The sequence below is a fragment of the Kribbella sp. VKM Ac-2571 genome, assembly GCF_004362255.1.
GTDB classification, from domain to species: domain Bacteria; phylum Actinomycetota; class Actinomycetes; order Propionibacteriales; family Kribbellaceae; genus Kribbella; species Kribbella pratensis.
The window spans coordinates 14,556-34,115 of sequence record NZ_SNWS01000003.1 but is presented as its reverse complement, the minus strand read 5'-3'; the positions used below and the strand labels follow the sequence as shown (position 1 = coordinate 34,115).

Below are 19,560 nucleotides of genomic sequence, written 5' to 3'. Positions count from 1 at the left end.
GGGCCAAACCCATACCCCTCCCTCTTCTTCTTCAGTTCCAAGAAGAGAGAAGGAAGGTGTGGGGGTGTCCGATAGTCCGCTGGCGGGCCGAGTATCAGATCAGGCGACTCGGCTGCTGCCGGTGCGGCGGGGCTGGTGCTGCTGGTCGACGACGGTGTCGAACGCGTCCAGCACGGCGCCCAGCTCGGGCCGCGGCCGCGGCGTCTTGGCTGCCGGGCTCTGACCGCGACGGGCCCGCCGCAGGTGCCTCTTGACCGTCGACAGCGAGCAACCCAGTCGCATGGCCAGGGACTCCAGGCTGTCGTTCGGGTACTGGGTGCGCAGCCGCAGGACTTCTTCGTGGCTGACCGGACGGCGAGTGCCTCGTGCGCCGGCCAACTGGTCGAAGTCGTCCGCCTGCACCTCGACGTCGAGCAGGTTGCGGATCGAACGCCGTTGTGCGGCAGTGGTTCCGGCGACGAAGCCGCTCACGTCGTGCTCGGCGACGGCGCTGTACAGGCAGTCCGTGAAGAGCGGGCACGACGCGCAGATCGTCTTGGCCTCGCGGACGAGCTGCTCGTAGCGCTCCCTGGTACGACGCGTTGCGGACGCCGGCGGCGGCTCCTCCATCAGGCGGTGCTGGAAAATGTCGGAACGCGCGATACAGCCGGTCATTGCCCCCTCCCCCTTGGAACATGTGTCGACAGCCGCTCGGGAGCTACTGCCCCCCGGCCCCGCTAGATTGGCGCTGTTGACGATCATCAAGGCTCCCCAAGTATCAAGACCCGAATGAACGAACGGTGAACGACGTTCGTCCGCACGGATCCGCTAGCTGATGGACCTGCGCAATGTGCCTGCCCACCGTGTCGTCCCGGGCGCGGGACGTACCGATCCATAACTCTTGACGTCGCTGCGGCGGTTTTGGTTGCAGCCAATTCCACAACAGTTCTTCGACGCTTGTAGGTGCTTCCGGAGGTGGGGCGGCATCAGTCGCGCTGATCCAGAACAGACTTACGACGCGAACGAACAGCCCCCGGTTCCCCGCCAGACCACCGCATGAAATCACGCGCCCACCGGGTGGCGCAGGGGAACTAGCTGCCTTTGCAGCATCCTGCCGTAACGGTCTGATGACGTTGTCAAAAGCTCAATCAGATAAGTCAAAAAGACTTGAAACCAACGTCTTACCGCTTGCGCCCGAGGCACCTGGAAGGGTAGTGCGCGACCGGCTCGCGCGAAGGTGCCGTGGCGATATCGTTACCAGGTGAGGCTTCCGCGAAACCCCCGATTGATAGCCACCGATCTCGACGGGACGCTCGTCCGCAGTGACGGCACCGTGTCCGACCGGACCCGCGCCGCGGTCCTCGCGGCGCAGCACGCGGGAAGTGTTTTCGTAATGGTCACCGCCCGGCCACCTCGCTGGCTGCACGACCTGTCGTACCTGGTCGGCGAGCACGGCGTCGCGATTGTTGCCAACGGCTCCATTCTGTACGACGTCCTGCGCCGCAAGGCGATTCGGACCAGGTTGATCGAGCCCGCGGTCGCACTCGAGGTGGCGCAGGCGATCCGTGCGGCGATTCCGGACGTGCAGTTCGCCATTGAGCGACCGGACCGCTACGGACAGGAACCGGTCTACCTGAATCGCTGGCCGAAACCGGACGACACCTTGGTTGCCGCGGTGGAGGAATTGCTCGCGGAGCCGGCGGCGAAGCTGCTCGTCCGGCATCCGAGCATGCAGTCCGACGAGCTGCTCGGGCTGGTGAATCCGTTGGTGGGCCAACGAGTGACCGCCAGTCACAGTGGAGGTCACGGTTTGGTGGAGATTGCGGCGAGCGGCGTCTCGAAGGCCACGATGCTGGCCGATTTCGCCGCCACACAAGGGATCTCGGCTGCTGAGACGATCGCGTTCGGTGACTCGGTCAACGATCTTCCGATGCTCGCCTGGGCCGGAACGTCGTACGGCGTCGCGAACGCGCACCCCGAAGTCCTCGCGATGGTGGACAGAATTGCCCCCGCAAACGACGAGGACGGCGTCGCCGCCGTCCTCGAGGAGTTCTTCCAGCCTTTGAAATAAGGCGTTACAGGTACATCCCGCCGCTGCCCGGGCCGTCGGTGCCGGCGGCCTGGGGTGCGCCGGGAAAGGCGGGGTGCTCTTCGCCGGGCACTTGCTGGCCGCCCGGCAGCGCACGACGCATCTGCTCCAGCTGCTGACGCGCGGCCATCTGCTGCGCGAACAACGCTGTCTGGATGCCGTGGAACAAGCCTTCCAGCCAGCCCACCAGCTGCGCCTGCGCGATCCGCAGCTCGGCGTCGGTCGGCGTGCTGTCGTCGGTGAAGTCGAGGCTGAGACGCTCCAGCTCCTCGACCAGCTCCGGTGCGAGGCCGCTTTCGAGTTCCTTGATCGACGCCTCGTGGATCGAGCGCAGTCGCGCCCGGGAGGCTTCGTCGAGCGGTGCCGACTTCACCTCTTCCAGCAGCTGCCGGATCATGTTCGCGACCCGCATCACCTTGGCCGGCTGCTCGACCAACTCCGTCACCGAGCGCGGTTCGTCGTCGTGCTCGTCCTCGTCGGAGCGCGGCGGTCCCTCGACGGCCATGCCGTCCGGTCCGACGATGAGCACCTTGCCGTCTTCGGTGCGCGCCCCGGCCATCGGGACTCCCTGGCCCTCGCTGCTGCTCTCACTCATCTGCCCATCCTAGGCCGGGGTCAACTTTGAGAACCCACCAACCATCTGCGGTCCAGATTTCTGGTTGGTGGGTTCTCAAAGTTGGTCATGAGGCGCGGGCTCGGTGGCGGCGTACGGCGTCCCGGTTGGCGCAGGCGGGGCTGCAGTAGCGCTGGCGTCCGGTGCGGGAGAGGTCGGCGTACACGTTGTCGCAGCCTTCGGTGGCGCAGCGGCCGAGCCGCGTGATGCCACGGCCCGCCAGGTGCAACGCCGTACCGGTGCTGATCAGGGTCGCGACCAGTCGCCCGACAGGCACTTTGTCCGGGCGGTAGTGCACGTGCCAGCCGTCGCCGGCGTGGTTGGTGAGCCGCGGATGCTCGGTGTACTTCGCGAGCATCGCGTTCACCAGGCCGACCCGCGCCTGCTCGTCCGGTGCGTCCACGACCAGCAGCCACTCGTCGAGCGCGGTGCGTACGGCGGCCAGATCCGCGGCGGTGACGTGCCGCTCGCGCACCAGGCGGCTCTCGACGCCGCTCTCCTCGCACCGCTCGGCCAGCTCGTCAGGCGTAGTCGCCGGGCGCGTCACCAGGTTCACCGCCAGCAGGACCGCGTCCGCGCCGTAAGGGTTGAGATGCATAATGCCATTACATCACGATGGATCCATGACCGACCTCCACCGCCATCGCTGGTCCGCGATCTCGAGCCACCACGTCAGCGAGGGGCTGGTCGTGTACCAGCGGTGTGCTTGCGGTCAGTGGCGCATCACAAGCACACCGCCGTACCCCGTTGCCTACCCAGAGATCGCGCTAGTCGATACGGCTGACCATCGGTAGGCGGGAGCGGGTGAGCAGCCAGGCGAGGAGGCCGGCGAACAGCGGTACGACGACCACGATGCCGCCGATCTCCGCCCACGGGACCACGAAGTGCGGTGACCCGAACGCCGCGTGCGCGGTGTAGCCGTACAGCGCGCCGACCCCCACGCCCAGCACGCAGCCCAACTGTCCGAGCACCCACGCCTGCGCCGCCGCGAGCGACCGCCGTCGCCTCGGGGGCGCACCGATCGCCGCCAGGGTGGCGAGATCGGCTCGTCCCTCGGCAGCTGACAACGACACCGAGATCGCGACGCCGAGCAGCGTGACCACCGTCGCCGCGAGCAGGATCCCGATCAGGAAGAGCCGGCCCGGGCTCTGGTACCCCTTCTCGACCTGAAGCCCCTCATCCGTCCCGAGCGTTCGGGCGACCGCTGCGAGCTCGTCCTTGGACGGCTCCCTGGTCAGCTCGTAATGCACCTCGCTGACCCGGATCGTGCCCAGCTCGCGGGCCGCGTCCCGACTGATCAACGCGGTGTCCCGCAGGAACTGGATCGCGGGCGGGTGGCCCAACGACACGGCGTCGAGGTTCCGCAGATACTTCTGGTCGTCGTCGTTGTGCATGGCAACCTTCTGTCCCGGTTCGAGCTGGACGTCCGGGACCACCACCTTGCCGGCCCGCAGTGCGGCGGCAGCCTTCTCGCCGTACTCCCCGAACCGGGCGATGAACGCCGGATCCACTGCCTGCAGGCTGAATCCGGTCATTCCCTCGGAGTTCTCCGGCGCCGCGACCGCAAGGATCGGCAGGTAGCCGTACTCGTTGAGCTTTGCGTTCGGCAACAGTACGTCGCCGAGCTCGTACTGCGTCCGCACCGGCAACTGTGCGTTCAAAGCCGAGATGAGTGCCGGCGTAATCGTGGTCTCACCCAGAACGCCTTGGTTGACACGCAGTACGGCGTCACCGTGCCGGCCGGCTGCGACGTAGTTCGCGGCGTCGGCCGCAATCGAGTTGGAAGCGGCGAACGCGACCGCGGCAGTGCCGGCGACGGCCATCATGATCGCCGCGGTCGCGGGACCCGTGCGATGCCGGTGCCGTGCGGCGTCGCGCATCGCCATCCGGCCGCTCAACGGCAGCGACCGCGCCAGGCCGGCGACCTTGCCGACCAGACTCGGCAACATCCACACCAGTGCGATGATCGACGCGGTGATCCCGAGCAGGACCAGCGCGATCGGCCCGCTCGGCGTCGCGCTCGCCTGCTGACCCATCGGCGAGTGCCGCGCCGACCTCAACGCGGCGGCGATCATCGCGCTGCCCGCGAAGACGCACGCCAGCCCGCCCGCGAGCAGAATCACCGCGGCGATCCGGATCCGCGCCGCCTTCGCCGTCACGGTGAACCGCCCGGCCAGCGCAGCCATCGGCGCCTGCCGACCTGCACTGATCGCCGGTACGACGGCAGCGGCGAGTCCGGCGCCGAGACCGAGGACGGCGATCGCCACGATCGTGCCCCAGGGGATCTGCCAGGCCGTGAAGATCGTGTCCGTCATCCGTTCCCAGACGGGCTTTGCGCTGACCACCGCGATGGCGGCGATCGCCAGTCCGCCGGCCACGCCGACCAGTCCGGCGAACAGACCTTGCAGCACGACGATCCGCCGGACGTCACCCGGCGTACCTCCGGCCGCCATCACCAGACCGAGTTCGCGGGTCTGGCGGCGCGCGCCGACCGCGAACGCCGTACCGGCGAGCAGGACGATCTCGAGGATGCCGAAGCCGATCACCAGCGCCATCGCGGCGTACGGACCGATGTCGCCGGCGGTCGTGCCGTACGGGTCCGGCGGCGGATCGACAATGGTTGCTCGCGGCAAGAGAAACAGGCCCTTGCCGACCAGTTCGGCGCTGAGTTGGTCGGTGTCGGCCGAGTCCGGCAGGTCGACGAGGTACTGGACCGTGCGCGGCGGGTCGACGTCGTTCAGCGCGGAGTCCGGCGTGGCGAAGATTGCCGGCGTGCTCTGTGTGCTGAGCATCCGGGCGATGCCGACGACGGCGTACCTCTTGCCGTTCGTGCTCTCGACTGTGTCGGTCGAGCCGAGCTTTTCGACGAGTGACGGCGAGATCGCGACCTCATCGGACTTCGCCGGGAGCCGGCCCTTGTCGAGCTTGACGGTCCCGGTCGTCAACGGGTTCGCGCCGTCGCCCGTGAGCAGCGTGACCGTGGTCCTCGAGTCCGGGATGCGGACCTCGACCATTCCCGAGTCGACGAACTGGCGGGCCAGCTTCGTCCCCGCCGGGAGCAGCGGCCTCGGGTCGAACGTCGACGGTGTCCGGACCGCCTTGTCGTGGCCCTCCGCCGGCGACGGTTCGCCGTACGTCATCTCCCGGCCCGGCGGCACCTGAAGCTTGTCGTACTGCGTGACATCGAGCCGGCCGTCCGCGCGGCCGATCGTGTTCGTGGCCAGCGTTTCGCCGCTCGGGCTTGCGGACTTCAGCACGATGCCCAGCCAGCTCGCGGCCAGCACCGGCAGGCCGATCAGGGCCGCGACCAATAACGTGCGGCCGAGCGATCTGCGCGCCGTACGCCGAGCGATGCGCAGCGGCGCAGTCCACTGGCCCATCAGCGGCTCTCCTGCAGCAGCGCATCGGCGTCCGGAAGCGGGCCCGCCTGTCCCACCAGTACGCCGTCGCGCAGGTAGACCACGCGGTCGGCCCAGGCGGCGTGCCGGGCGTCGTGGGTGACGAGGACCCCGCCGATGCCGTGCTGGTCGCAACGGTCGCGGAGCAGCCGCAGTACGGCCTCGCCGGTGTCGGAGTCGAGCGCGCCCGTCGGTTCGTCCGCGAGCAACAGGCGGCGTTCGCCGACGATCGCGCGGGCGATCGCCACTCGTTGCCGTTGGCCACCGGACATGTCGTCGGGAAAGCGGTCGGCGAGTTCCTCGATGCCCACCTCCTGCAGCGCGGTGACGGCGGACTTGCGCGCAGCCCGGCTCCGGGTGCCGTCCAGCTCCAGCGGGAGCGCGACGTTCTCGGCCGCGGTCAGTGCGGGGATCAGGTTGAAGTCCTGGAACACGTAGCCGATCCGGCGACGACGCAGCGCCGCCACGGCGTTCCGGCTGAGGGTGGTCAGATCGTTGCCGTCGACAAGTACCTCGCCTGCGGTCGGCTGGTCGAGACCGCCGGCGCAGGTGAGCAACGTCGACTTGCCGGACCCGGACGGTCCCATCACGGCAACGAGCTCGCCCGGCGCAACGGCCAGATCCACACCCCGCAAGGCATGCACGGCCTGCTCACCCTGACCGTGCGTCCGCGTCAACTGGCGAATGTCGAGGATCACGAGCGGGCCTCCTGCTCATCCGGTACGTCGTACCTCTGGGGGGCCGGCCGTGGTTTGCCACGGTGGCGTAGCAGCATTGCCTCACAGTGGTCGAGCCAGCGGATCTCGGCCTCGGCGCCGAAGATCATCGATTCGATGACAAGCTGCCAGGAGATCTCCCCCTCGGCGCTGTTGCGCTTCTGCCGGGTGAGCTCCTGCAGCGACTGCATGGTCGACATCCGCTGCCGCTGGACCACCGCGCTGACATCCACCCCGGGCACCGCGAGCGCCAGGGCGAGCTTGATCGCGAGCTCGTCGCGCGGGCGCGACTCCCGGGCGACCGGCGTCTGGAACCAGTTCGCCAACTCGTCCCGCCCGGCGTCGGTGATCTCGTACATCGACCGGCCGTCGCCCTCCGACGACGCGGCGCGGACGAGACCGTCGCGCTCGAGGCGCGTCAGCGTCGTGTAGACCTGCCCGATGTTCAGCGGCCAGGTCGCCCCGGTGGCGGCCTCGAACTCACCGCGCAGCTGGTAGCCGTACTTCGGATCGTCCTGGAGCAGCGCCAGCAATCCATGCTTGATCGACATGGATACTGAGTATGCATACTGAGTATGTGGCCGTCAATTCTCGCGGGTCAGACGGCGGACCAGGCAGGCGGTGATCGCCTCCACGTCGTACGGGCGCCCGGTGCCCGGGGTCAGCTGATCGAGGACCAGGCCGTCGATGGCGAAGTGCAGCAGGCGGATCTCCTCGGCGCCCCCCGGCAGGCCGGCGTTCGCGTTGAAGGCCACGTCGGCGTCGAAGCCCTGGCGGAGGGTGCGCGACAGGATCTCGTGCAGGCCGGGTCGGCGGGCCGCTTCGAGGCGGAGCTCGAGGAGGGCAAGCGTGAGTTCCGGCCGGCCGAGCAGCCGCTCGACGATGTAGTGGACGTAGTCCGTCATCAGTTCGAGGCCCGGCTCGCGAGCGGCGAGCGGCTCGAGGACAGCCTCGTCCGGGGCAAGGCGTTCGAAGATCCGCTCGCCGAGTGCGCCGAGCAGTGCGTCGCGGGTCTTGAAGTAGTTGGACGCCGTGCCGGCCGGGAGTCCGGCCGCCGCGTCGACGGCTCGGTGTGTCAGGCCGCGCGCGCCGGCCTCTGCCAGCACGGCGAGGCCGGCGTCGGCCAGTTGGGTACGGCGTTCCGGGTTCCGGGGCATGTTGACAAGGCTAACAGAGTTGAACTACAACTGTCGTACATAACAACAACAGCTGTAGTAGTCAGGAGATTTATGCAACCCGCGGCATTCGGCGCGACCGTCGTCACGGACCACCCCTCGGAGGTCGCCGCCTTCTACACGCAGTACCTCGACCTGCAGGTCGGGATCGATCTCGGTTGGTTCATCACGGTCCGCCGCGGTGCGGCGGACTGGGAGCTCGCGATCATGGAGCGCGGCCATCCGACGATCCCGGCGGCGGTGTCGGCGCTGACCGAGAGCGGATGCGTCTTCGGCTTCGTCGTCGACGATGCCGACAAGATCGCCGCCGCGCTGCGTGCGGGCGGCGTGAAGCTGGAGGGCGACCCGAAGACCGAGGTCTTCGGCCAACGGCACTTTTTCGTCCGCGACCCGGCCGGCACCTGGATCGACGTGATCCAGCTGGTCGAGCCTGACCCGGAATGGGTCGCGGCCAACCTGCCTACAGCGTGAGGAGGACCTTGCCCAGTTGGGTGGACTGCTCGAGCGTCGCGTGAGCCTTCGCGACCTCGGCGAGCGGGAACATGGAGTGCACGACCGGGAGAACCTTCTTCTCCGCGATCAGCGGCCAGACGTGGCCGACGACCTCGGCGATGATCCGGCCCTTGTCCGCCACCGAACGGAACCGCAAGCCGGTGGCGATCACCGATCCGCGCCGGCTGAGCAGCCGCCCGAGGTCCAGCTCACCCTTCGCCCCGCCCTGCATCCCGATCACCACGAGCCGCCCGTCGTACGCGAGCGACTTCACGTTGTCGGTCAGGTACTTCGCGCCCATGATGTCGAGGATCACGTCAGCGCCCGCGCCGTTGGTCGCCTCGTTCACCACGGACGCCCACTCGGCGTCCTTGTAGTTGATCGCGACGTCCGCGCCGAGCCGGGTGCAGAACTCCATCTTCTCCTTGGTACCGACCGTGGTCAGCACCCGCGCGCCGTGCGCCACGCCGAGCTGGATCGCCATCGTGCCGATCCCGGACGAGCCGCCGTGCACCAGCAGCGTCTCGCCCGCCTTGAGGTGGGCGGTCATGAAGATGTTCGACCAGACAGTCGCGACGACCTCGGGCAGTGCGGCCGCGCTGACCAGGTCGAGTCCGTCCGGCACGGGCATTACCTGCGGAGCGGGTACGACGACCTTCTCGGCGTACCCGCCGCCGGCGAGCAGCGCGCAGCACTCGTCGCCGACCGACCAGCCTTCGACCTCGGCGCCGACCGCGGCGATCCGGCCGGACACCTCGAGGCCGATCGTGCCGGGAGCGCCCGGCGGCGGTGGATAGAAGCCCTGCCGCTGGAGCAGGTCGGCGCGGTTCACGCCGGCGGCGACGACGTCGATGACGACCTCGTCGTACGCCGGTTCCGGGTCCGGGATCTCGCCGATCCGGAGGACGTCGATTCCGCCGGCACCATCCACCACGACAGCTCGCATGCTGCCCAACCTACCCTCAGCGCTCTCTCCAGCATTCGACTCGGCGTTCGACTCAGCGTTCGACGAGTTTCGCGAGGTCCTGTGCGATGGAGTCGAGGTAAGTGGTCTCGCCTGTCGACTGGAACCAGTCCCATAGCTCGAGCGAGTGGTAAAGCCGGTAGAGGTCGATCCGGTCCGCGGGTACGGCGCCGTACCCGTCGGTGAGGCCGGCGAGCTTCTCGGGATTGTCGTGGGCGGAGTACTGGATCGTCTTCGCCAGATCGATCAGCGGATCGGCGGCGATCGCGTTCTCCACGTCGATGAAACCGTTCACGCGCCAGCTCGTCGGGTCCACGAGGATGTTGCCTTCGTGGAAGTCGTTGTGACACAGGGCAGCTGCCCGGTTGTCCGCGAACAGGTGCGCGTGCTGTTCGACGTGGGCAGTGATGTCGGCGTGCAGCTTCGGGTCACCGCCGAGCTGCTCGAACTCCTGCAGCTTCTTCGCGAACTGCCGTCGCATGTACTGATCGTTGTCCGGCAGCGGATCGAGGATCTGATCGGTCAGATAGCCGTACGCCGGTTGCGCGATGCGGTGAACGCGCTGCAACAGCTCGCCGAGTTGCGCGTACATCGCCCGCCAATCGGGTGGCTCGGCCTCGGACAGCGGAACGCCATCGACCTTCGACAGCATCGTGACGCCGTCGCCGACGTGCATCACCCGTGGGATCGAGCCGGTGAGCTCCTGCTCGAGCATCCCGTAGACGTGTACTTCTTTCGCCTGCTTCCAGAGCCATTCCGGCGCGTAGACCTTCACGATCACCGGGTCTGCGGACGTGCGCACCTCGTACACGGTGCTCAACTGCCCGCCGGTGCGCTCCACAACCTCGCTGACGTCGACGCCGACGACGTCCCTCACCAGCTGCGCGACATCCATGCGTCGAACTTATGGTCGACGTCCAGCGGTTTCATCCGTCGAGGTCCGACCAGGTATCGACGTCGTCGCCTGCGTGGGTCGGTTCGGTCCAGGCGAGATCGAGGCCGGCGAGCGTACGGCGTACCGACTTATCTCTCGGGTCGCCTACATCGTGGATCGCCTTCGCCAGCGCGGTACGCCGGTACGCGGCCGCGAGCTGCTGCTCCCGGCCGTCGGTGTCGCGTAGCCCGTAACCGTCGTGCTCCGCGAGCCCCTGGACGAGCGTCGTCACGTCGGCCTCGGTGATCCACGGCAGGTCACAACTCACCACCACGACGACCGGTGCCGTCCCGTGCTGAAGTCCAGCGGCCAGCCCCGCCACCGGACCACCCGACGGCGGGTCCTCGACCGTCCAGTCCACTGCCCGGTACGTCGTACGCACCGGTCCGACCACCACAGTCGAGGCGGCCCCTGCCGTCGCCGTCAACACCCGATCCAGCAGCGACATCCCATCGAGCACGACCATCGCCTTGTCCACACCACCGAACCGAGTGGACCCGCCCCCCGCCAGCACCACCACGTCGAACTCCACCGCAGCAGTCTCGCACCTGTCCGGCCCCACCTGCGCGGTGCGGCTGAGGCGCCGCGAGTTCTGCGGCACCATGGAGAGATGAGGATTGCTGTGGTGCAGACCGCCAGCAGCTACGACAAGGTCGCCAACCGGGACGCGGTCAGCCGTCTGGTCGCGGACGCCGCGAAGGGCGGGCCTGACCTTGTGGTGCTGCCGGAGGCGATGATGTCCGACTTCGCGGTCGAAGGGGAGTCGGTGGCGGAGGCCGCCGAGGCACTCGACGGCGAGTTCGTGACAACGCTCCGCAAGGCAGCGGTCGAGCACGGCGTGGCGATCGTGGCGGGGATGTTCGAACGCAGCTGCGACCAGCATCGTCCGTACAACACACTGCTGGCTGTCGGCGCGGACGGCGCACTGCTCGGCGCCTACCGCAAGATCCATCTGTACGACGCGTTCGGGTACAAGGAGTCCGACCAGCTGACACCTGGTGACGTAGCCCCGGTTGTGGTCCAGATCGGCGACCACTCGCTCGGTCTGATGACCTGCTACGACCTGCGCTTCCCAGAGCTCTCCCGCGCGCTCGTCGACGCCGGCGCCGAGGTGCTCGTCGTCCCGGCCGCCTGGGTCCGCGGACCGCTCAAGGAACATCACTGGACCACACTGCTCACCGCCCGCGCTGTGGAGAACACCTGCTACGTCGCCGCGGCTGCACAGAACGGCAAGAAGTACTGCGGTCTCAGCCAGGTCATCGACCCTCAGGGCATTGCACTGGCGTCCGTGGGTGAGTCAGACGGACATGCGTTCGCTGAGATCTCAGCCGAGCGACTGGCCGACGTACGCAAGCGCAACCCCTCCCTGCGGAACCGCCGGTACTCAGTCACGCCCCGCTGACCAGTGTACGGACCGGCTGGCCCGAGGAACTCCCTGACCCGTTAGCCTCCTGAGCGTGGCGGATGGGTTTGATCTGGAGCATCACGGCGATCTCGAGGTCGGTGAGGGGCTGGTCGACCTCGCCGTCAACGTCCGCACGGGCACACCCCCGTCCTGGTTGCTCGAGGCGATCGCGGCGAGTCTGACCGATCTGGCGGCGTACCCACGCCAGGACGCGGCGGTCGCCGCGGTCGCCCACCGGCATGGTGTCGCGGCGGACCGGGTGCTGCTGACCGCGGGGGCCGCGGAGGCGTTCGTGCTGATCGCGCGGGCGTTCCGGCCGCGGCATCCGGTCGTGGTTCATCCACAATTCACCGAGCCAGAGGCGGCGCTGCGTTCGGCCGGGCACCTGGTCGATCGGGTGATCCTGCGGCCCGAGGACGGGTTCACGCTGGACCCGTCCGCCGTACCGCCTGACGCTGATCTCGTTGTCATTGGTAACCCCACCAACCCGACATCGGTGCTGCACCGCGCCGACGACCTGCGCGAACTGGCGCGACCCGACCGGATCCTGGTCGTCGACGAGGCGTTCATGGACGCCGTACCCGGTGAGCCCGAGTCGCTCGCCGGCGCCTCGATCCCCGGACTGGTCGTGGTGCGGAGCCTGACGAAGACGTGGGGACTCGCGGGGCTGCGGGTCGGGTACGTCATCGCCGGCTCGGGTCTGATCGAGCAGTTGGCTGCGGTCCAGCCGCACTGGCCGGTGTCCACTCCTGCACTTGCAGCGGCAATTGCCTGCAGCAACGAGCGTGCTGTCGCGGAGGCGGGCCAGGCTGCGCTCGACATCGAACGCCAGCGTGTCCATCTGCTTGACAGTCTCGGAACGGTCAGCGGACTTTCGACGTACGGCGTGGCGCGGGCGCCGTTCGTTCTCGTTCACGTGCCAGGGGCGGCGGAGGTGCGGGAATCCCTGCGTGCACAGGGGTTTGCGGTACGGCGCGGGGATACGTTCCCCGGTCTCGGGCCGGACTGGTTGCGGGTCGCCGTACGGCCTGAGGACGTGACTGACGGGTTCGTGAAGGTGCTGTCGGAGCTGCTGCGGGCGAATCGAGTTGGCGCTGTAACGCGCGTGGGGTTTAGCTGAGGTCGTCTTTGCGCACAAGATGACCAGTGCCCCGGTTGGTATTCCCTGGGCAACTTTCTGGCCGTTCGCGAAGGGAGCAGCACAATGGGTCTCAACGATGAGGACATGAACACCTCCTCCGAAGGTGGCGAAGGCGGCGAGTACGGAGGCTCGGGCGGCTCGACCGCTGCACCCGGCGGCGGGAGTGGCGGGTACGGCGAAGAAGGTCCGGCCGACGGCGGCGCATCACAGGGCACCCAGGACGGTGGCGCCGACGGCGGTGCTGATGGTGGTGCCGGTGGGGGCGGCGGCTACGGCGAAGGGCCGGCTGACGGTGGCGCATCGCAGGGCACCCAGGATGGCGGCGCCGACGGCGGTGCTGATGGTGGTGCCGGTGGGGGCGGCGGCTACGGCGAAGGGCCGGCTGACGGTGGCGCATCGCAGGGCACCCAGGATGGTGGCGCCGACGGTGGCGCTGAGGGCGGGGCCGGCGAAGGTACTGCGGACGGCGGCGCGAACCCCAGCGGGACCGACGGTGGTGCTGACGGTGGCGCGGGCGGCTCTGATGGTGGTGCCGATGGTGGCGCGGACGGCGGCGCCGGCGGGAACTCCGGAAGCTGGTGACCACTGTGCCGGAGGCCGGGCAGTTCCCGCAGAACAACCATGCGGCCGCGCAGTCGGCGGCCGATGGCGGTGAGCAGTTGCGAGACGACCGCCCGGCACTCCGGCGCTGTGTGGCGGGGGACCTGGACGAATTCGCGAACTCCTACTGGGGTTCGCGGGCACTCTTGTCCCACGGCCCCGACCTCCCCGCGCCGTACGACGACCTGTTCAGTCTCGACGCCGTGGACGAGCTGCTGTCCCGGCGCGGCCTACGCACGCCGTTCTTGCGGATCGCGAAGAACGGGTCGGTGGTGGGAGACAGTCAATTCACCGGACCGGCTGGTGCCGGCGCAGAGATCGCGGACCAGGTACGAGACGACAAGGTGGCCGCGCTGTTCGCCAGCGGGCACACCGTCGTCCTGCAGGCACTGCACCGGACCTGGCCGGCGTTGGTCGACTTCTCCACCCAGCTGTCCGCGGACGCGGGTCACCCGGTGCAGATCAACGCGTACATCACTCCGGCCGAGTCGCAGGGTTTCTCCGCGCACTACGACGTACACGACGTGTTCGTACTGCAAGTAGCCGGCGAGAAGCACTGGACCATCCACGAGCCGGTCCATCCCGACCCGCTCCGCAACCAGCCGTGGACCGACCATGCAGGGGCCGTTCAAAAGGCCGCCCGCGACCAGGCACCGGTGATCGACGAAGTCCTGCGCCCTGGTGATGCGCTGTACGTGCCTCGCGGTTTTCTGCACTCGGCCAAGGCGCTGGGTGGTGTGAGCGCACACCTGACCGTCGGGATACACACACTGACGCGCTACCTGCTCGTACAGGAGCTGACTGCACTTGCTGCGGATCAGGCGTCCCTGCGCACCGCACTACCTCTCGGTTTCGATCCTGGCGACCCGGAGCAACTAGCCCAAGTGCTACCGCAGGTGGTCGAACTCTTCACGCAAGAGCTCCGTACGGCGACCCCGGACGCACTGGGCAACCGCCTCCGCCGCCGTACCTGGTCCAGCAACCGCCCAGCTCCACTCCCACCGCTCGCGCACGCCGCGTCCATCACCTCCCTGGCCGTCGGTACGACGGTCCGCCTCCGCGCCGGTCTCCGCTGCCGCCTCGTCCCGGGCGACCCGCTCGTCCTCCAACTCCCCGACCGCACCATCACCTTCCCGCCCGCCACGACAGCAGCCGTCACGGAGCTCGTCTCGGGCGCCGACTGCAAGGTGGGAAACCTCCCAGGCCTCGACGACGCCGACCAACTCGTCCTGGTCCGCCGCCTCCTGACCGAGGCGGTAGTGGTCGCCACCACCCAATGACCACCGCCCAGTGACCACCGCTCAGCGATCACCGCTCAGCGATCACCGCTCAGTGAGCACCGCGGGTGATCCTCTGCTAGTTGAAGTCGGCGACCGTATCGTGAGGTGGCGTGGACCTCGGTGACATCAGATACCGACCGGAGACCGGCTGCGCGGCGCAGGCTGACCTCCGTCACGACTCCCTGACCGCGACCGCTCCGCCGGCCGAGCGCTGGCTCCTCATCGAGTCCCGCTCCGCCTGGCCCCGCCAAGCCCTGACCTCCCTCCGAAACACCTCGTCCGGTGCCGACCTTCGAGACAGGTCGTCCGGTGCCGACCTCCGAAACAGCGCGTCCGGTGCCGACCTCCGAAACAGCGCGTCCGGTGCCGACCTCCGAAACAGCGCGTCCGGTGGCGAACTGGGTGATGTCGTCGCGCGCCGATGCCGTGAGTTGGGCATCCGGCCCGTACTGATCCGTCGGTACGGCCGGGTCGATCGGACTGGTTCCCGGCGCTGGGGACTGGTGGACTGCCGCCCCGGCCGCGAACTCGTTCGCTGGGGCGACCTACCGACGGACGAACACCTACTGAACGTCCTCACCGGCAAGGATCTGGGCGTGGTGAGCACTGCGCCGGTCTACCTCGTGTGCACGCACGGCCGACACGACGCGTGCTGCGCCGTCCGCGGACGCCCGGTCGCTGCGACGCTGACTGCCGCCTACCCAGAACGCACCTGGGAATGCAGCCACATCGGCGGTGACCGCTTCGCCGCGAACGTGGTCGTGCTGCCGCACAGCCTGTTCTACGGGCACGTCGCACCGACCCGCGCCGTCGAACTCGCCAAGCAGTACGACGAGGGTGCCGTCGTCCCCGATCTCCTCCGTGGATCAGGTGCGTTCGTCCCACCCGTCCAAGCCGCCCAGCACTTCGCCCGCGCCGCGGGTCACTCGCCCGCGGTCGACAACCTCCTTCCGCAAACCGTTGAAGTCCTCGGCGAGCACCGCTGGCGAATCCTCCTCGCATCCACCAACGGATCGGCATCAGGATCTTCGCCGGCCCGCCGCCTGATCGCCGTCGAAGTCTCGGCCCGCCTCGACACCGTCGAAGCCCGCCTGACCTGCGCAGGTTCCTCTCCCGCCCAGATCCGTCACTTCGAACTCCACAAACTGACCACAGCCTGACCGTCACCTGAAGGGTCAGGTCGGGTCTGCCGGGCGGTCCGAAGCGTGCTCGCCGTAGAACGCTGACTGGCGCGCCATGATGTCGCGCATGGACGTACCGCGAGGTACGCCGTACACCGTGCCCGGGAAGTCCAGGTCGCGCTGGATCTGCCACAGCTCCTCGTGCCGGTCGGGGGAGAAGAGCTGGGCCGGGTCGCCGACGGCGATCCATCCGATCGGGAGGACCGTGCCTGCTTCCAGCCGCGAGTTCACGTGCAGCACGCTGTTGATCCGGAGCTCGGCGCCTGCGCCGGCGACAGAACCTGGGAACAACGCGGCGCCCGTGGCGATGAAGACTTCGTCCTCGACCGTGGCGCCGTTGACATGTGCATGGGGACCTACCAGGACCGCGTCGCCGATGAGTGCGGGATGATCGGCCCGGCCGCGCACCAGGGCGTTCTCCATCACCACACTGTTCTCACCGAGCCGGATCTCGCCGTTCTCCGCCGTCAGCACCGCACCGTGCAGGACCCTGCTGCCTTCGCCGAGGACGACGGCACCGCAGAGCACGGCCGATGGGGCAACGTACGCGGATTCGGGCACGACCGGTCGACGGCCGCGATGTTCCAGCAACATCTGCTGTCCTCTCGTCGCGTGATCACCTCGCTCCAGCTTGTACCAAGATCGGTTGTGCGGAATCTCCACTGCCCGGGTCCTCACAACCCGGGCGGCGGTGTCCTCCGGGCCGTCCACATCGGAGGTGGCAGGCTCGGTCCGGCGGACAATCCGGGTGGAGAACCGCGAACTGAGCCAACATTAGAACAAATGTTCGATCAGACGCAACGCATCCTGACAGGTCAGGAATCGCCCGCCAAGATCCGCCCAGATCGAGCTCAGATGCGCTCGGAGCTCAACCGCGGAGCTGTCCGGGCGAGCGCGTAGATCGTCAGACTCGCGATCAGGGCGAGCGCCGCGAGGGCCACCCACGGCAGCTCGTGATGCACCTCGAAGAGCTGTGCGAAGAACGCCGGCGCAAGCACGCTCGAGAAGGTGAACGAGTACTGCCAGTACGACAGGTACTTCCCCCGCCCGACGGCGGGCGAGATCGCGGCCGACAGCGCGTTGTTCGTCGCCGCGTGCAGTACGTCGGCGAACGCGTAGCAGGCCGTGGCGAGTACTAGTACCGGCACAACCCATCCAGCCGCGATATGCACCTGTAGCGCCATCAGCAGCGCCCACGCGGCGTACGTGATCCCAGCGACCACCATGACGTTCGTACGTCGCCGCCGCTCGGTGTGCCGCACGACGAGCGTCTGACCGGTCGCCAACACGACAGACGTCGCCGCGATCAGTACGCCGATCAGCCACTTCGGCACTGTCAGCGCTTCAGCGACGTACACCGGCACGCCGACGCCGAGCATCATCGTGCAGAGCGCCAGCAGCGTGTTGGCGCCGATCAGTGCCATGAACGTCTTGTCCTTGCGCAGCAGCGGGGCCGGGCCGCTGTCCTGGTCCGTCCGCTGGTGGTGCGACGGGTGCAGCCGCAGAAGCAGCAGCCCGGCAAGGTAGAACGTCACTGCGTTGACGGCCATCGCGATCAGGAACGGCGCGTCTCCGCCGACCGCCAGCAGCCAGCCCGCCACTAGCGCGCCCAGAGCGAAACCACCGGCCTGCATCATCCCGCCCAGGCCGAACCACCTGTCCCGCTCGCCTTCGTCGGCGACGTCCGCGAGCAGGCTGAAGATCGCCGACCAGAAGACTCGCTGGCCGGTCGTCATGACCAGCGCGCACAGGAACAGCAGCCACATCGACCGCCCGAAAAAGAAGCCCGTGAACGCTAGCCCCTGAGCGAACTGCGCAGCCACGACAAGGTTCCGCGGTCCGAGGCGATCGATCACCTGACCCACCACGGCGGGCGCCGCGATGGAGAACAGCGTCGCGACGGTCAGCATCACGCCGGCGGTCCCGAGCGGGATGCCGGCGACCTTGTTGAAGAACAGCAACAGCAGCGGCCCGGCGCAGCCGCCGCCGAACGAGTCGATCGCCAGACCGGCCAGCAGTGGGACCCGGCCGCGCACGTTCGGGAGGCCGAGTGACGCGGCTGCGGGCATGGCGGAGCGCTCCCATCGGTCTTTTCGGCGGCTGGCGAACCGTAGCAAGCGCCCGCGAGCCCATTCCATCCGATTTTCAGTCAGTCGCGCCTACCCGACGTACGGAGACGTTCCGCAGCGGACGCCAGGCGATCGCTGTCATCGCCACCATCGCCACGAAGGCGATCGCGAACGGTGCGGCCAGACCATACTGCTGCGCCAGTTCGCCGCCAAGCGCGGAGCCGATCGCGGCACCGCCCACTGAGGCTAGTAGGTACACGCTGTTCACCCTGCCCATCAGAGCGTCCGGTGTGGCCAGCTGACGCGCTGTAGTCGACACAATGCCCCACACCACCGCGTGGACGCCGAACACCGCCATGGTCGCGCCGGCGACCCACGGGTTCTTGGTGAGCGCCAGGATCAGGTGGACCGTCGTCTCGATGACCAGCCCGGCGCGGAGGAGGGTCACGGACCCTACGCGCGGCTCAAGGAAGTGGTACGTCGGCATACCGAGCACACCGCCCACGGCGCCGACCGACACGAGCAGACCGAACTGCGTCTCGCTCAGCCCCAGTTGCTCGCGCGCGAACAACACCCAGGTCGCGAAGGCGGCACAGAAGGTGATGTTCATGACCAGGATCGACAGGGCGAGCGTCCGTACGCCGGAGTGATGCCAGAGCCAGCGCACTCCTTCGCGCACCTCATGCAACACAGCTGCGCGAATGGAGTGATCGGGCAACGGTGGTCGTACCGCGACGCGAGCGATCAGGGCCGCTGCCGCGGCAAAGGTGACCGCGTCGAAGACCAGTGGGATGCCGGCGCCCGCAGCGAACAGCAGTGCGCCCAGCGGTGGCCCGCCGAGTTGCTGGAGCACGGTGCCGCTGGCGAACAGTCGGGCGTTGGCCTTGCCGAGGTGGACCTTCGGTACGGCGCTGACCAGCAACGCACCGGATGCGTTATCTGCCAGCGTTTCCGCCGTACCGAGAAGGAACAAGGCCAGGTAGACCGCCCAGAGCGGCGCGGTGTCGAGCAGTACGGCGACACCGAGCGCGGCCAGGACGATCGCGCGAAAGGTGTCCGCGGCAACGATCATCAACCGGCGGTCGAGCCGGTCGACGAGGACACCGCTGAACAGGGCGAAGAGCAGCCACGGCAGCTGCTGGACGAAGGCGGCGGCCCCGACCGCCGCAGGTTCAGTGGTGATCGAGGCGACGAGCAACGGACCGGCGGCGATCAGGGCGCCGTCGCCGAGGTTGGAGATGATCGAGGCCGGGAAGATCTTGCGGAAATCAGGTCCGAGCTCGGACGGGAACGCGTACGCACCGAGGGAACGCATAGGCACTCCTGAGGGCATGACGAAGCGATGGACGCCGGCTGTGCAGCCGGCCGGTTCGCCCGGTCAGAGCGTCAGCGCGCCGACCGGCCGGCGTGTGCGATGCCCTCGAACGACCGAGACATTGCTCCCACCTCCGTCCGTACCCTCCGCGGCGGCTCCGCCGCTGCGCCGACCATACCGGCCCCTCCCCGCCCCCGCACTCAGTTTCC

The 19,560-nt window shown here is 68.3% G+C and carries 20 protein-coding genes; 7 read left to right on the top strand and 13 right to left on the bottom strand.

All coding sequences use genetic code 11. The features are described 5' to 3' along the window. Positions 1 to 99: 99 nt before the first annotated feature. Positions 100 to 654: a WhiB family transcriptional regulator gene (locus tag EV651_RS07445; protein WP_238156725.1), complete on the bottom strand. Its 555-nt coding sequence runs from the start codon at positions 652 to 654 to the stop codon at positions 100 to 102. 586 nt (positions 655 to 1,240) lie between these two features. On the opposite strand from EV651_RS07445, the gene EV651_RS07440 reads away from it, so the two are divergent. After that, positions 1,241 to 2,050 (top strand): HAD family hydrolase, encoded by an 810-nt coding sequence (locus EV651_RS07440; RefSeq protein WP_133783454.1) that lies wholly within the window; start codon positions 1,241 to 1,243, stop codon positions 2,048 to 2,050. A 4-nt stretch (positions 2,051 to 2,054) separates the two neighbouring features. On the opposite strand, the gene EV651_RS07435 is transcribed toward EV651_RS07440, so the two are convergent. From EV651_RS07435 to EV651_RS07410, 6 genes are all read right to left on the bottom strand, one after another. Beyond that, the gene (locus EV651_RS07435) at positions 2,055 to 2,663 is read right to left on the bottom strand and encodes a bacterial proteasome activator family protein (protein WP_133783451.1); all 609 of its coding nucleotides are present in this window, start codon (positions 2,661 to 2,663) and stop codon (positions 2,055 to 2,057) included. Positions 2,664 to 2,748: 85 nt separating this feature from the next. Continuing rightward, positions 2,749 to 3,279 (bottom strand): CGNR zinc finger domain-containing protein, encoded by a 531-nt coding sequence (locus EV651_RS07430; protein WP_133783449.1) that lies wholly within the window; start codon positions 3,277 to 3,279, stop codon positions 2,749 to 2,751. A gap of 169 nt (positions 3,280 to 3,448) precedes the next feature. Then, the gene (locus EV651_RS07425; protein ID WP_133783447.1) at positions 3,449 to 6,061 is read right to left on the bottom strand and encodes an ABC transporter permease; all 2,613 of its coding nucleotides are present in this window, start codon (positions 6,059 to 6,061) and stop codon (positions 3,449 to 3,451) included. Continuing rightward, positions 6,061 to 6,777: an ABC transporter ATP-binding protein gene (locus EV651_RS07420; protein WP_133783445.1), complete on the bottom strand. Its 717-nt coding sequence runs from the start codon at positions 6,775 to 6,777 to the stop codon at positions 6,061 to 6,063. Before EV651_RS07420 ends, EV651_RS07425 begins: the two co-directional genes overlap by 1 nt. Beyond that, the gene (locus EV651_RS07415) at positions 6,774 to 7,346 is read right to left on the bottom strand and encodes a PadR family transcriptional regulator (RefSeq protein ID WP_133783443.1); all 573 of its coding nucleotides are present in this window, start codon (positions 7,344 to 7,346) and stop codon (positions 6,774 to 6,776) included. Before EV651_RS07415 ends, EV651_RS07420 begins: the two co-directional genes overlap by 4 nt. Positions 7,347 to 7,379: 33 nt before the next feature. Then, positions 7,380 to 7,952, bottom strand: a complete 573-nt coding sequence (locus EV651_RS07410) for a TetR/AcrR family transcriptional regulator (RefSeq protein WP_133783441.1) — start codon at positions 7,950 to 7,952, stop codon at positions 7,380 to 7,382. 72 nt (positions 7,953 to 8,024) lie between these two features. Between EV651_RS07410 and EV651_RS07405 the strand changes: the two genes are divergently transcribed. Continuing rightward, positions 8,025 to 8,441 (top strand): VOC family protein, encoded by a 417-nt coding sequence (locus EV651_RS07405; protein WP_133783439.1) that lies wholly within the window; start codon positions 8,025 to 8,027, stop codon positions 8,439 to 8,441. On the opposite strand, the gene EV651_RS07400 is transcribed toward EV651_RS07405, so the two are convergent. Genes EV651_RS07400 through EV651_RS07390 form a run of 3 tightly spaced genes read right to left on the bottom strand, consistent with a single transcriptional unit; the run spans position 8,431 to position 10,892 of the window. Continuing rightward, on the bottom strand, positions 8,431 to 9,408 hold the full coding sequence (locus tag EV651_RS07400; protein WP_133783437.1) for an NAD(P)H-quinone oxidoreductase: 978 nt from the start codon (positions 9,406 to 9,408) through the stop codon (positions 8,431 to 8,433). The two genes, EV651_RS07405 and EV651_RS07400, sit on opposite strands and share 11 nt — an antisense overlap. Positions 9,409 to 9,460: 52 nt before the next feature. Beyond that, a complete protein-coding gene (locus tag EV651_RS07395) occupies positions 9,461 to 10,321 on the bottom strand; it encodes a phosphotransferase family protein (protein ID WP_133783435.1) in 861 nt (286 codons plus the stop codon). A gap of 31 nt (positions 10,322 to 10,352) precedes the next feature. Further along, the gene (locus tag EV651_RS07390) at positions 10,353 to 10,892 is read right to left on the bottom strand and encodes a molybdenum cofactor guanylyltransferase (protein ID WP_238156724.1); all 540 of its coding nucleotides are present in this window, start codon (positions 10,890 to 10,892) and stop codon (positions 10,353 to 10,355) included. Between the two features lie 78 nt (positions 10,893 to 10,970). On the opposite strand from EV651_RS07390, the gene EV651_RS07385 reads away from it, so the two are divergent. The 5 genes from EV651_RS07385 to EV651_RS07365 all read left to right on the top strand — a co-directional run bounded on the left by EV651_RS07385 (position 10,971) and on the right by EV651_RS07365 (position 15,946). Further along, positions 10,971 to 11,762, top strand: coding sequence for a carbon-nitrogen hydrolase family protein (locus EV651_RS07385; RefSeq protein WP_133783431.1), 792 nt, complete (start codon positions 10,971 to 10,973; stop codon positions 11,760 to 11,762). A 55-nt stretch (positions 11,763 to 11,817) separates the two neighbouring features. Next, positions 11,818 to 12,885, top strand: coding sequence for an Rv2231c family pyridoxal phosphate-dependent protein CobC (cobC, locus tag EV651_RS07380; RefSeq protein WP_238156723.1), 1,068 nt, complete (start codon positions 11,818 to 11,820; stop codon positions 12,883 to 12,885). 84 nt (positions 12,886 to 12,969) lie between these two features. After that, positions 12,970 to 13,488 (top strand): BatC protein, encoded by a 519-nt coding sequence (locus EV651_RS07375; protein ID WP_133783428.1) that lies wholly within the window; start codon positions 12,970 to 12,972, stop codon positions 13,486 to 13,488. Next, positions 13,485 to 14,786 carry a cupin domain-containing protein gene (locus EV651_RS07370; protein WP_238156722.1) on the top strand — a complete coding sequence of 434 codons (1,302 nt, stop codon included), beginning with the start codon at positions 13,485 to 13,487 and terminating at the stop codon, positions 14,784 to 14,786. Before EV651_RS07375 ends, EV651_RS07370 begins: the two co-directional genes overlap by 4 nt. Before the next feature lie 110 nt (positions 14,787 to 14,896). After that, positions 14,897 to 15,946, top strand: a complete 1,050-nt coding sequence (locus tag EV651_RS07365) for a sucrase ferredoxin (RefSeq protein ID WP_133783426.1) — start codon at positions 14,897 to 14,899, stop codon at positions 15,944 to 15,946. 15 nt (positions 15,947 to 15,961) lie between these two features. Here EV651_RS07365 and EV651_RS07360 read toward each other — a convergent pair whose 3' ends face one another. From EV651_RS07360 to EV651_RS07350, 3 genes are all read right to left on the bottom strand, one after another. After that, positions 15,962 to 16,561: a gamma carbonic anhydrase family protein gene (locus tag EV651_RS07360; protein ID WP_133783424.1), complete on the bottom strand. Its 600-nt coding sequence runs from the start codon at positions 16,559 to 16,561 to the stop codon at positions 15,962 to 15,964. A 257-nt stretch (positions 16,562 to 16,818) separates the two neighbouring features. Continuing rightward, positions 16,819 to 18,036 carry an MFS transporter gene (locus tag EV651_RS07355; protein ID WP_133783422.1) on the bottom strand — a complete coding sequence of 406 codons (1,218 nt, stop codon included), beginning with the start codon at positions 18,034 to 18,036 and terminating at the stop codon, positions 16,819 to 16,821. 76 nt (positions 18,037 to 18,112) lie between these two features. After that, on the bottom strand, positions 18,113 to 19,351 hold the full coding sequence (locus EV651_RS07350; protein ID WP_133783420.1) for an MFS transporter: 1,239 nt from the start codon (positions 19,349 to 19,351) through the stop codon (positions 18,113 to 18,115). Positions 19,352 to 19,560 lie beyond the last annotated feature (209 nt).